Annotated in this window: 10 protein-coding genes and 1 other RNA gene; 5 read left to right on the top strand and 6 right to left on the bottom strand. The window is 50.9% G+C overall.

All coding sequences use genetic code 11. From position 1 onward, the window contains the following. Together ACTF5Z_RS05755 and ACTF5Z_RS05750 are read right to left on the bottom strand one after the other, a co-directional pair. Positions 1–348, bottom strand: a 348-nt coding sequence (locus ACTF5Z_RS05755) for an amidohydrolase family protein (RefSeq protein WP_438984845.1), incomplete at its 3' end; no start/stop codon positions are given. A 119-nt stretch (positions 349–467) separates the two neighbouring features. Further along, positions 468–2,717: a TonB-dependent receptor gene (locus ACTF5Z_RS05750; RefSeq protein ID WP_438984844.1), complete on the bottom strand. Its 2,250-nt coding sequence runs from the start codon at positions 2,715–2,717 to the stop codon at positions 468–470. A gap of 253 nt (positions 2,718–2,970) precedes the next feature. Between ACTF5Z_RS05750 and ACTF5Z_RS05745 the strand changes: the two genes are divergently transcribed. After that, positions 2,971–3,390 (top strand): VOC family protein, encoded by a 420-nt coding sequence (locus ACTF5Z_RS05745; protein ID WP_438984843.1) that lies wholly within the window; start codon positions 2,971–2,973, stop codon positions 3,388–3,390. A 35-nt stretch (positions 3,391–3,425) separates the two neighbouring features. Here ACTF5Z_RS05745 and ACTF5Z_RS05740 read toward each other — a convergent pair whose 3' ends face one another. Both ACTF5Z_RS05740 and ACTF5Z_RS05735 read right to left on the bottom strand, forming a co-directional pair. Beyond that, the gene (locus ACTF5Z_RS05740) at positions 3,426–4,256 is read right to left on the bottom strand and encodes a pirin family protein (RefSeq protein ID WP_438984842.1); all 831 of its coding nucleotides are present in this window, start codon (positions 4,254–4,256) and stop codon (positions 3,426–3,428) included. Then, positions 4,256–5,230 (bottom strand): glutathione S-transferase family protein, encoded by a 975-nt coding sequence (locus tag ACTF5Z_RS05735; protein ID WP_438984841.1) that lies wholly within the window; start codon positions 5,228–5,230, stop codon positions 4,256–4,258. Before ACTF5Z_RS05735 ends, ACTF5Z_RS05740 begins: the two co-directional genes overlap by 1 nt. 135 nt (positions 5,231–5,365) lie before the next feature. Here ACTF5Z_RS05735 and ACTF5Z_RS05730 point away from each other — a divergent pair, with 135 nt between their 5' ends. Together ACTF5Z_RS05730 and ACTF5Z_RS05725 are read left to right on the top strand one after the other, a co-directional pair. Further along, entirely contained in the window at positions 5,366–5,842 is a 477-nt protein-coding gene (locus tag ACTF5Z_RS05730; protein WP_438984840.1) for a (2Fe-2S)-binding protein, read from the top strand. Position 5,843: 1 nt separating this feature from the next. Continuing rightward, positions 5,844–8,087 (top strand): molybdopterin cofactor-binding domain-containing protein, encoded by a 2,244-nt coding sequence (locus ACTF5Z_RS05725; RefSeq protein WP_438984839.1) that lies wholly within the window; start codon positions 5,844–5,846, stop codon positions 8,085–8,087. On the opposite strand, the gene ACTF5Z_RS05720 is transcribed toward ACTF5Z_RS05725, so the two are convergent. Beyond that, on the bottom strand, positions 8,084–8,866 hold the full coding sequence (locus ACTF5Z_RS05720; protein WP_438984838.1) for a DUF1295 domain-containing protein: 783 nt from the start codon (positions 8,864–8,866) through the stop codon (positions 8,084–8,086). The two genes, ACTF5Z_RS05725 and ACTF5Z_RS05720, sit on opposite strands and share 4 nt — an antisense overlap. A gap of 65 nt (positions 8,867–8,931) precedes the next feature. On the opposite strand from ACTF5Z_RS05720, the gene ACTF5Z_RS05715 reads away from it, so the two are divergent. Further along, the gene (locus ACTF5Z_RS05715) at positions 8,932–9,762 is read left to right on the top strand and encodes an SDR family NAD(P)-dependent oxidoreductase (protein WP_438984837.1); all 831 of its coding nucleotides are present in this window, start codon (positions 8,932–8,934) and stop codon (positions 9,760–9,762) included. Between the two features lie 10 nt (positions 9,763–9,772). Here ACTF5Z_RS05715 and ACTF5Z_RS05710 read toward each other — a convergent pair whose 3' ends face one another. Continuing rightward, positions 9,773–11,380, bottom strand: a complete 1,608-nt coding sequence (locus tag ACTF5Z_RS05710; RefSeq protein WP_438984836.1) for a class I adenylate-forming enzyme family protein — start codon at positions 11,378–11,380, stop codon at positions 9,773–9,775. Positions 11,381–11,591: 211 nt separating this feature from the next. Here ACTF5Z_RS05710 and ssrA point away from each other — a divergent pair. Beyond that, positions 11,592–11,948, top strand: a transfer-messenger RNA (tmRNA) gene (gene ssrA, locus ACTF5Z_RS05705). Positions 11,949–11,950: the final 2 nt, after the last annotated feature.

Raw genomic sequence — 11,950 nt, 5'->3', positions numbered from 1 at the left:
GGGGATATCCTCCACCCCTTCCATCAGACGAATCAGCTTTTCGTGATCACTTGGGCGCACTGGCGCGAAGCCAACACCACAGCTGCCCATAACAACGGTACTAACGCCATGGTTCACGCTCGGACGCATGTCTTTGTCCCACGTCACTTGACCGTCATAGTGGGTGTGAATGTCAATAAAGCCCGGAGTCACGATACAGCCCTGTGCATCGATCTCTTTTTGGGCCGCACCAAGGTCGTGGCCTACTGCGACAATGAGTCCATCCTGAACTGCAACATCGGCTCTAAAAGCCGCGGCACCCGTACCGTCGATCACCGTGCCGTTTTTGATAACAAGATCAAATTCCATGCCCCACCTTGCCTTAACCTTCTTCGTAAAAATACACACTAAAACAAAGTGTCGTTCGGCACAATTTACAGGCAAAAAAAAGGCCGCTCTGGGCGGCCTTGAAAGGGGGTCAACAGACCTTAGAAGTTGTATTTCAAGCGAACGCCCATGATGCGCTCGGCGTTGCGGGGTACGATTTGGCTAAGCGCTGTCGCGCCGTAGAGCGACGACAAGTTAGGTAAGGCAGTTACATAAAACTCATCGAGTGCGTTGTTCACAAACGCGGTCACAGTATAACGCCCATCGGTAGACTCTACACCTGCACTCAAGTTGAGGATGCCGTAGGAGCCCAGAACCGTTAGTGGGTCTTGTGTCAGCGAGAAGTTCACTTCGTCCTGCCACTGGTAATGTGCGCGCATGAAGCCATCAAACTTTTCGTCAACAGAAAAACCGTAATCAAGGCCCACAACGACTTTCAAGTCAGGCGAGTTATTCAGAGGCTTGCCCGCTAGATCCTGAATTCTGCCGAGCTCTGGATCGGTAATACATCCCTGCGCCGCGGTCTGACCGTTGTAGCATTCGGCTGTACCAAATTCCTCGATAGTTGCGTCAGTCCACGATGCGCCCACGTTCAACAATAAGTTGTCACTGAGCAAAGCAGTCACATCGAGTTCAACACCCGAGGTCTCGAGCTCGCCCACGTTATCCAACGAAAGTTCGACAGCTCCGGTATTTGGATCGATAATACCGCTTTGCGCCTGGAACCCAGTGTAGTTAACCAAGAAGTAGTTAGCGTTTACACGCAAACGACCGTCCATGAAGTCGCCTTTAATACCCACCTCATAGGCATCTGAATCTTCAGTGCCTACTGGATTATCGGCTTGGAACTGGTTAAACGAACTGGTGGTGTTGTAAGCCTGTCCTTTATAGCCACGAGCGTAACTCGCGTACAACATGACATCATCGTTCACAAAATATTGCACAGCTGCTCGGCCTACCATCACAGAATCGTCATCTGCGCCCGCAAAAGAACCGCCATTAACTGCGTTGTCAAACTGAACTTCGACATCTTCCATTTGGTAGCGAAGGCCTGCGGTTACATTGAGCTGTTCAGAGAGTTTCCAAGTACCCTGACCAAAGACAGACAGAGCTTCGTTGCCCGCGTAGGCCAACCAATCTGACTTAGCTACCGTCGTACCAGGGATAAGTGGTTTACGAACAAACCCTCGATCATAGTCTGACTGCGAATACCACAGACCTGCGACATACTCGAAGGTATCGGAAGCAGGTGAAGCGATACGAATCTCCTGCGTAATTTGATCAATTTCGTACAGTGACGACATGTCCCAAGAGCTACCAAATAAGTCAGCGGCACCATCCAGGTCCGTGGTATTGACGTATTCCCAATTTCTCCAACCAGTAATCGAAGTTACTGAGTGCTCACCGAGTTGATACTCAACTTTGACAGCTACGGAGTAGTCTTCCGATGCAGAATGAGGAATTGTGGAGGCAGCGCCTTTAAAGTTGTCTTCACCTGCTTTCAAACCAATGCCCGAGAACCACACGTCTTGCGAAACACCCAGGCCGAAGTTTTTCAGCCATTGCGCGTCGGGCGACACTTCGCGAAAAGTGCTCGCCGAGAAAGTTTGATCAAGCTCATTGTAATCAGCTGTTACCGTCACCGTCAGATCTTGTGACGCGTCGAAACGAACTTTAGCGCGAACACCCTGAGATTCCGTTGCTTGTAAATCATCGCCGCCTAGGGCATTTTCAATGTTCCCACCAAAGTCATCGTAGTACGCGTTCAAGCGGAAACCGACTGAATCGCTAATGGGACCCGAAACTGAACCGGCAAAACGATAATAATCGTCGTCGGCACCGGTAACTTCTACGGAACCTTCAAACTCTTCAGAGGGGTTCTTGGTGACGATATTGATCACACCAGCCGAGGCATTCTTACCAAACAGGGTGCTTTGGGGGCCACGTAGGACTTCCACACGTTCGACATCCGCCAAGTTGGCGAAGGCCTGACCCGTCGTTGCAACAGGAACCTCGTCGATAATGACCGATACCGATGGCTCAACACCAATTGCATACGAAAAAGTACCAATACCGCGAATCGATACGGGGCTTTCGTTACGGTTACCCGATTCTTGCACCGTCAACGAACTCGACATTTGGGTTAGATCCCCCATGTTGCCGATGCCCATGTTTTCAATCGCGTCACCACTAATTGCCGTTAGCGCAACAGGCACGTCTTGGGCACTTTCAGCGCGTTTTTGCGCGGTTACCACGACTTCTTCAAGTTGCATTTGCGCTACAGCAGCACCGCTTAGGGTCATTACCGCTAAAGCTGTCGCACCTACTAAACGTTTTTGAATTGCTTTCATCGCTCACTCCCGATCAATGATTTATAGTATTTTTATCCTGCGGTTTGGGCATTGATACAGCGTCACCCCGCCACTGGTAAAGTGGTCAGGCCACCTTACCTAATAAGAATATCAAAAGTCAAGTAGTAATAAAGACGATCTTGTAGTGCACAGGGATTAGATCTGACGCAGATAATCAACACCGTACGTGAACACTGTTTTGGATATACGCTCTTTGGGTTTATGATCAAATCAAGCTTCTAAGGAATGATGTATGCGCCCCTTCCATCTAGCGCTTCCCTGCGCCAACCTGCAAGAAACACGCACGTTTTATACCCACATACTTGGTTGTAGGGTGGGTCGAGAAGACAGCACGTGGGTGGACTTAGATTTATTTGGGCATCAGCTGGTATTTCATTATTGTGGCGGTGCGGTGCTCGAGCAGTACTTTAACCCTGTCGACAAACACCAGGTACCCATGCCGCATTTCGGTGTCATTTTAAAACCCCAACAGTTCGACGATCTGGCGGCGCGGCTTCACGGCAAAGTAAATTTTGTTATCAAGCCCTACAGGCGTTTCAAAGGAACCCCTGGCGAGCAAGATACGATGTTCTTTCACGATAACAACGGTTACGCGCTTGAGTTTAAGGCGTTTGAAGATGATCGCTTTATCTTTGAGCCTTTCGCGGATTAGAGCGCAATCTTTGTTAAGTCGCGCCAAGGCGCACCCTAGCCCGCGAGTCTGCCGGCTCGGTAATCCATAATAGCGTCGCGAATTTGCTGCTCGGTATTCATGACAAAAGGACCGTACTGAACGATGGGCTCTTTTATGGGCTTTCCCGCCAAGATCAGGGCAGAGGCGCCTTCCTCACCCGAGCGCAAGCAAAGTTCGGAGCCCGGACCATAAACACCAAGGGTCTTAGTCGATAGCTCTGATGTCTGTCCACGATAAACAAGCACCAAGACACTGTCGTATAAATCAGTACTCAAACTTACAGACCGATTAGGCGCTATCTCTAGGTCTGCAATTAAAGGTTGCGTCATGCGGCCTCTAATTGGACCATCTAACACTTCACCAAAAACGCCAAGTTGGCCTGCGACGACGCTTAGGTCAGCTACCCCCTCAGATACGGCACGACCCATCGCATCAGGGCGAATGTCTTTATAGTCCGGATCAACCATTTTTTGGTGACTTGGCAAATTCAACCAAATCTGAAAGCCATGCAACAATCCCGATTCTTGCTCTGGAATCTCCGAATGCAATACGCCCCGTCCCGCGGTCATCCACTGGACCCCGCCCGACTCGATAACACCCTCGTTGCCCATGTGGTCGCGGTGCCGCATTTTACCAGCTTTCATGTAGGTGATCGTCTCAAAACCGCGGTGCGGATGCTCTGGAAAACCCGCGATGTAGTCATCCGCGTTATCTGAGTTGATCTCGTCGATCATCAAAAAAGGGTCCAAAATGGCATTAAGCGCTTGTCCGGCAACTCGATGTATTTTGACACCAGCGCCATCTTGCGTGGGGTGCGCTCGGATTACTTGAACCAAAGTTCGCATTATTTAGCACCCCTTACCAATATTTTGCCGCGCCCGTGTGGCGCGAGTAAGTCAAGAGCCGGGCCGACAGGCACTACTTGAGTGGGGTTGATCATGGTATGGCTGGCATAATAATGCTGCTTGATATGATCAAAGTTCACTGTATCAGCAATGCCAGGCACCTGATAAAGCTGACGCAAATAGGCACTGATATTGGGGTAATCTTGAATACGGCGGATATTCGTTTTGAAGTGGCCAAAGTAGACAGCATCAAAACGAACGAGCGTGGTAAACAGTCGCCAATCGGCCTCGGTTAAATAGTCGCCGACAAGAAAAGCCTGCTGACTGAGTCGATCTTCCAGCCAATCCAAGGTGTCGAATAGAGGGTAAACCGCTGCCTCATAAGCTTGCTGTGTGGTGGCGAACCCCGCCTTATACACACCATTATTCACGGTGTTGTAAATCCGCTCGTTAACTTCATCAATCTCAGTCCGCAAATGATCCGGATAAAAGTCCTGTGTATTACCGGTAATTTCGTCAAAGGCATTGTTGAGCATGCGGATAATATCGGCCGATTCATTACTGACGATGGTTTGGGTTTGCTTGTCCCATAATACGGGCACCGTTACTCGGCCTTCATACGCGGGATCAGCCCGTAAATACAGCTCGTATAAAAACTGCATGTCATCGAGAGGCACTCCAAACTCCCACCCATTCTCGAGCATAATCGGCTCGACGACCGTAATGTCGATATGCGACTCAAGTTCCTTTAGCACACGAAATACAAGCGTTCTGTGGGCCCAAGGGCAAGCCAAAGAGACATACAACTGGTAACGCCCAGATTCTGCGGGATACAAGGTGGCATCTGCGGCTTGATAATCTTCGGGCGCTACCACATGCCCTCGGAACGCGCTGTCCTGACGATTGAATGCGCCACCCGTAGCGCTTGTATCGTACCAATGGTCAACCCAACGACCCTGCTGTAGTAAGCCCATATCCAAAACTCCTGTGCGCTGAAACCCCCATTATTGCGGGATTTCTCATAACAAACCGTTTTTGTCACTGTTTTATCGTCTTCACTCTGCTATAAAGTTAGTTGCGGCAATAACAAAGTTTTCAAGGGACAGGGCATGCCAAACTACACTCTTACCGTTAACAACAAACAGATTACTGTGGACGTTGATGCAGATACCCCAATGCTATGGGTATTGCGTGACAGTTTAAATCTACTAGGCACCAAATTTGGCTGTGGTGCAGGGGCCTGTGGCGCTTGCACCATCCACCTAAATGACTCTGCAGTGCGATCATGCCAGATTCCAGTAAGCGCCGTTGGGGATATGTCTATCACTACAATCGAGGGACTCGCAACCGATATAGGCACCAAGCACCCCGTGCAGCAAGCGTGGTTAGACTTAGACGTGGCCCAGTGTGGTTACTGCCAAGCAGGGCAAATTATGAATGCTTCGTCCCTGTTGGCTAACAATCCCAACCCCACCGACCAAGACATCGACAATGCCATGCAGGGCAATTTGTGCCGATGTGGCACCTACGTCAGAATTCGTGAGGCGGTAAAACTGGCCGCAACCCAGATGAAAGCGGAGGCGTAAGATGAGCACGATCAAAACGGGCATGAATCGCCGCAGCTTCATTAAAAACCTCGCCGTGACCAGCGGTACCTTAGCATTGGGCTTTAACCTAAAAACCGCACCACTCGCACTGGCCAAGGGCGCATCCGCGCCGGCAGACTGGTTTGAGTTTAATGCGGTATTGTCCATCGCTCCCGATGGCACCATAGAAATCAAAGTTCAAAATCCAGACTTTGGTCAAGGTACGATGACCTCATTCCCGATGATTGTAGCGGAGGAACTCGACGCCAACTGGGCCGATATCGTATCTGTACAAGCGCCGAACGACCCGGCCAAGTACCCCATGCAAATCACAGGGGGCAGCTGGTCGGTAAGATCTAACTGGGCCGGCTTACGCATGGCAGGTGCTACAGCAAAGCAACTTTTAAAGTTAGCCGCCGCCAAACAATGGGGTGTGCCTGTTGATGAAATTCATACCGAAAATTCAGTGCTGAGCCACGCCTCGGGACAATCGGCATCTTACGGCGACATGGCGGTAGCGGCGTCTGAAATAGCCATCCCCGAGCAAGTCGTCTTAAAAGACAAGAACGATTTCTCACTCATTGGTCAATCCAAGAAAAGCGTCGTAGCCGAGGATATTGTTACCGGGAAACCTCTATTTGGAATCGACCAGCGCGTTGAAGGCATGTTGCACGCGGGCATCGTGCACCCACCCGCATTTGGTTTAACGCTCGAAGGCTTTAACGTCGAGGCAATCAAAGCAATGCCTGGAATCGTAGATGCATTTTCAATTTCGATGTACCCCGAAGACTTTGTGCGCGGTTTCAGTGACGTCTGCGCTTTTCCAGAAATTATTGCCATTGTCGGCGACTCGACTTGGCGCGTTAAAAAAGCGAAGCAAGCGGTTCAAGCGACTTGGAAGGAAATGCCAGAGTATCAGTATCCTTTGGTTGGATTCAGCGGCAACAAAAGTACGGTTACCGTCCCTAGGGGGCTAGAATCCAGCTCGGAACATGCAACTCGTATGCATAGCACTTTACAGAAAGCATTGACCGAGAAGCGTCGCGATGGCGACCCTGAAAAGGCTTTTGAAGACGCACACAAGGTGATCGAGCAAACCTACAGCGCACCATTCCTAGCCCATAACACCATGGAACCCATGAACTTTTTTGCCGACGTAAAAACCGATTCGGCTAAATTAGTTGGGCCTCACCAAGGATCAATACTCATTCATGATAGTGTCTCCAGGCACTTGGGTCTGCCCAAAGATAAAGTCGAAATGCAAATGACGCGCATGGGGGGCGGTTTCGGGCGTCGCCTATATCTGCACTTTGCAGTGGAAGCCGCTTTGATTTCGCAGCAGGTCAAACAACCAGTGTTGCTAACCTATACGCGCGAAGACGACATGACCGTGGGTGTTTATCGACCCGCATACCAAGCGACTATGCGCGCAGCGTTGAACGAACAAGGCGAACTTACGGCATACCATATCCGTGCCACGGGTATCCCGGAATCCCCCCTATTTCCGAATCGCTTTCCCGCAGGCGCGGTCGATAACTATCTCGCGGAAGATACGGTAATCCCGTCCAATATCACCGTAGGCGCCTATCGAGCACCCGAATCCAACTTCATGGCGGTGGCGGAACAGTCATTTCTTGATGAGCTCGCAGAAGCTGCAGGCAAAGATCCTATCGATTTCCGCTTAGAGCTGCTGGAACGCGCAAAAACAAACCCAGTAGGCGACAACAACGACTACGATGCCGAGCGCTATGCGGGCGTTTTAAAACTGGTTCGTGAGAAGTCGGGTTGGGATAACAAAGATGGGCGCAACCTAGGTGTAGCCGCTTATTTTTGCCACAGCTCATACTGCGCGAACGTCATTGAAGTAGAGATGAGCCAAGGTAAACCCCTCGTCAGCAAGGTAACCTCTGCGTTGGATTGTGGCATTGTGATCAACCCCGATGCCGCTGCGAACATGACGCAAGGTGGCATCATTAATGGTCTGTGCCACTCGATGTACGGCGAAATGACCTTTGACGACGGCGCGCCTTCCAAAAACAACTTCACCAACTACCGCATGCTACGCATCAACGAGGCGCCTGCGGGAATCGATGTTCATTTTGTTAAAAACGATACCGACCCTACGGGCTTAGGCGAACCGCCAATGCCGCCGACCCCAGCGGCGCTCGCGAACGCCATTTACCAGGCCACCGGCAAACGCCTCTATCACCAGCCCTTTAACAAGGCACTTGACGAGCAGGCCTAGGCTTTGGGAAACCAGGGAATCAAGCCCGACGTGCGGCGGACATACTCCGCGTATTCGGGCTTTTCTCTGCTCATTTTTTTCTCCAGTGTTGCTTTGCCGGTCACGCGTACTACCAGCCATGAGTATATTGCCACCCCCATGGCACCCACTAAAGCCCATGGCACGTGCGCGACAATGAGCAGCAAGCCCCACCACTGTGCCAACTCGCCAAAATAGTTGGGGTGGCGCGTATAGCGCCACAGGCCTGTATTCAGCACCGTTCCTTTCTTGCTTGGATCAGCTCGAAATCGCGACAGCTGCCAATCGCCAATCGTCTCAAAAAAGAATCCAATACCCCACAGGGCTACTCCAATCCAACCTATAATGGTCATAGCGGTTTCAGGCGCAGAAACAAAAGCAATTTGCTGTGGCAGCGTTAACACCCAAATCACCGCGCCCTGCAAAAGAAACACTTGGCGCAAACTGAACCAGTAAAATGGCCAACCCTCAGGCACCCAGGACCTAAGCTTGGTATAGCGCACATCCTCGCCGTGCCCCCAATTGCGATTGACGAGGTACACGGTCATGCGCAATGCCCAGATAATGACCAAGCCAAGCGTCAAGGTCGCTGCCTGCCCAGACGCACTCGAGAACCAGTAAATAAACGCGACAACACCTGCGATTAAGCTCGAAAATGCCATATCGATAATACTGACATCGCGAATTGCGATGCTAAGCCCCCACAAGACGATCACCACGCTTAACACCAACACCGCCGTCGCGAGCAATAATTCCAACATGCGCTTCTCCTAATTATTGTTTGGGTTTAGGATACTTGCATTATTAGACAAATACGAGAATTTCCATGAGCCAACCTGTTGCGATTATCACTGGTGCCGGCAAAGGCTTAGGGCGTGCTTACGCTCATAAACTAGCAAGTCTTGGCATTAACGTGGTTGTGAATAATCGCAGTCACGCCGATCAACATAATTCGGCGGACGCAGTCGTTGCTGACATTAAGGCCTTGGGGGGTAGCGCGGTCGCTGAGTATTCTTCGGCACAAGATCCAGAGTCTGGCATCAACCTCCTGAACAAAGCGCTCGATACCTGGGGCCGGCTGGACATTGTGGTGGCGAATGCTGGCTTTGACTACCCGCAAAGCTTTCATAAACAAAGCTTTTCCGATTTTGAAGCGATTATGGACACCAACTTCTATGGCACTGCCAGATTGCTGCACGCTGTTTGGCCCCACTTAAGGACAACAGGCTACGGACGCGTGATGGTCTCAAGTTCGACAGCGGGGCTGTATGGTAATCACGGCCAAAGCGCCTATGCCGCCTCAAAAGCAGCCCTGATCGGACTAATGCGAAGCCTGCACCATGAAGCAAAAGGGCACGATATTTGTATTAATGCCATTGCGCCCTACGCCCTTACCCCACTCACCGCGAAGTGGTTCCCAGAGGATTGGGCTGACTTATTCTCTGCCGAACAGGTGGCCGATAGTTTGGCCTTGTTGGTGTCTTCCGACAACCAAACATCGGGCAAAATATTCATCAGCGGTGCCGGCAAATTGCGCGAGGCTCGCATGCAAGAGACCCAGGCTTTAGATCTAATCACTTTCGATGACTTGGGTAAGCTACAGGCTCTCGAGACGCCCGACTCTGCATCGCAAGAATTCGAGCGTTTCTTAAAATAATACTGCGCTGCTACGCGCTTTGAGCCTCGTAGATCTCGTTCAGCATAAAACGCTGCACTTTACCTACCGGATTGCGTGGTAGCGCCTCAATAATCAGCACTCCCTCGGGCGTTTTGAACTTGGCCACGCCTTGCGATTCAAAGTAAGAGCTTATCACCGCCAAGTCGACGATCTTGGTAGGATCCTCCAAGACGATCGCCGCTCCCACGCGCTCACCCAAAGTATCGTCGGGAATAGAAAACGCCGCGGCCTCTTTAACGCCATCGATTTTTTCTAGCAATAAATCTAACTCAACGGGTGATAATTTAAAGCCACCGCGATTAATCATCTCTTTACAGCGACCCACGATCTTTAAATAACGCCCGTCCTCGCCGGTAATTTCCACTAAGTCGCCCGTGCGAAATAGCCCTTCTTTGCTGAATACGCCTTCATTATCGTGATTATAATATCCGTTAAATACCGTAGGCCCACCCATCAACAGTTCACCAATTGCACCAATTTCTGTCAACAGCTCACCTGTGTCTGGGTCCGCAACTTCCGCCACAATGCAAGAGTCGACTGCGGGACGATAAAAACAACTAGCGCGCATTTCGGTGTCAGGCGTTGTCGAGGGAATTGAGTACAGCGATATCCCCTCGTTCGATCCGTAGAAGTTCAAAATGGGCTTGCCGAACTGGTTCTCGAAAACGTCAATCATCCAAGGCGATAACGGCGCGGCACCCGACCCAATATTACGAAGCGCGGAAAAATCAAAGGCATTCCACATTTCAGGTTTCGCCGCAAGTTGGTTCAGCAGAGCCGGAGGCGCGATGGTGAAAGTGCAACGCTCTTGCTGCAACTGCTGCAAATACACGGGCACATCAATGGGGTGATGCAACACTAAGGTAGCACCGCACACCACGGCGGGGAACAAAAAGCCCCCTACCGCCGCCATATTCACCAATGGAAATGGGTTGAGCAGGATATCACCGTCGCGGTAATCGCAGACTTTCACGTTACTGACGCCAATCGCCATCCACATGTTGTGATCGCGCGGTACGCCTTTGGGTGTGCCGGTCGTTCCCGAAGTCCAACAGATTGTTAAGATATTTGATGCGGTTACTGACGAATCTTCTACAGTCGCGTCAGTCTCTACATTAGGGTCAATAACCCAGTCTTTACCCATAACAGTCACTGCGCAACGGTCCGATAAAGAGGCCGCCGCCAGGGGCTTCCCGGCCATACTGCCCGCCACAATGACGTGGCTGTTCTTTAACTCTGAGTGCACCCAGTCAACTTCATGATGTCCGTATTGCACCGGGATTGGGGAAATAATCGCCCCTAAACGCGACAGCGCATAGTACACCACTACTAAGTCCACAACGTTGGGCATCTGAATCAAGACACGATCACCCGCTTGAACGCCTTGGCTTTTCATGTAGGCGGCAAATGTGCGACTGGCTTTTTTCAGCTGCGACCACGTTAATGCGATAGGAGCCTCACCGGTAATCGCCTCTCGATTGGGCGCATCTTTAACCGCCACCCGGTCAGGACAACGTGAAGCGCTTTCATCCAGCCAAAAATGGAGTGTTTGATCAGGCCAGTGACCCGCATCTCGATAACGCTGTGTTTTATCCATTATTCTGCGCCTATTACTTTCATAAGTAGTTCTAATTTACCAAAGTGCGATCGAATTACCACCTTTATCGAACACCCAACCTTATCCCTGTCGCTTTAGACACCAAACACTGTGAACCAGCGGGAAGAAGACACCAAAACAACATCACCACCAACCCATCAATTGAGTTGATGCCCCACTTCTTTTTATGGCGTATACTTACCGAGTACTTGGGGGCGTTATGGATTCGACGACGGTGACAAAACCTGAGGTGCATGCCGTGATGACAGCCAATCACGTTAATCCAAAGCTGTAACTTAATAGTTGCCAACGACGACAACTACGCTTTAGCGGCTTAAACCCCGCTAACGGTCTATCGCAAGGTGCCTGTACCGCGCGTGTGACTGTCATATAGAACAGGATCGCAGCAAAGTATGCCTTGGGCGGCGCTGTTAAACTTTTACAAGGCTCGTGTTGTACGTCCTGCCCGTCGGGCTGTGCCGCACTAAATCAGTAGACGGAATCTAAGCATGTAGAGCCGATGGCAGAGTGCTGGCGGACGCGGGTTCAACTCCCGCCGCCTCCACCAAA

The sequence above is a fragment of the Aequoribacter sp. genome (genome assembly GCF_965659035.1).
Taxonomy (GTDB): domain Bacteria; phylum Pseudomonadota; class Gammaproteobacteria; order Pseudomonadales; family Halieaceae; genus Aequoribacter.
The sequence above is the reverse complement of the archived record's forward strand: the minus strand, read 5'-3'. Positions and strand labels throughout refer to the sequence as shown.

Excerpts from the sequence above, each read along its gene's own strand:
- ACTF5Z_RS05750 (WP_438984844.1), bottom strand. The coding sequence starts at position 2,717 with ATGAAAGCAATTCAAAAACGTTTAGTAGGTGCGACAGCTTTAGCGGTA.
- ACTF5Z_RS05725 (WP_438984839.1), top strand. The coding sequence starts at position 5,844 with ATGAGCACGATCAAAACGGGCATGAATCGCCGCAGCTTCATTAAAAAC.
- ACTF5Z_RS05720 (WP_438984838.1), bottom strand. The coding sequence starts at position 8,866 with ATGTTGGAATTATTGCTCGCGACGGCGGTGTTGGTGTTAAGCGTGGTG.
- ACTF5Z_RS05735 (WP_438984841.1), bottom strand. The coding sequence starts at position 5,230 with ATGGGCTTACTACAGCAGGGTCGTTGGGTTGACCATTGGTACGATACA.
- ACTF5Z_RS05730 (WP_438984840.1), top strand. The coding sequence starts at position 5,366 with ATGCCAAACTACACTCTTACCGTTAACAACAAACAGATTACTGTGGAC.
- ACTF5Z_RS05745 (WP_438984843.1), top strand. The coding sequence starts at position 2,971 with ATGCGCCCCTTCCATCTAGCGCTTCCCTGCGCCAACCTGCAAGAAACA.
- ACTF5Z_RS05710 (WP_438984836.1), bottom strand. The coding sequence starts at position 11,380 with ATGGATAAAACACAGCGTTATCGAGATGCGGGTCACTGGCCTGATCAA.
- ACTF5Z_RS05715 (WP_438984837.1), top strand. The coding sequence starts at position 8,932 with ATGAGCCAACCTGTTGCGATTATCACTGGTGCCGGCAAAGGCTTAGGG.
- ACTF5Z_RS05740 (WP_438984842.1), bottom strand. The coding sequence starts at position 4,256 with ATGCGAACTTTGGTTCAAGTAATCCGAGCGCACCCCACGCAAGATGGC.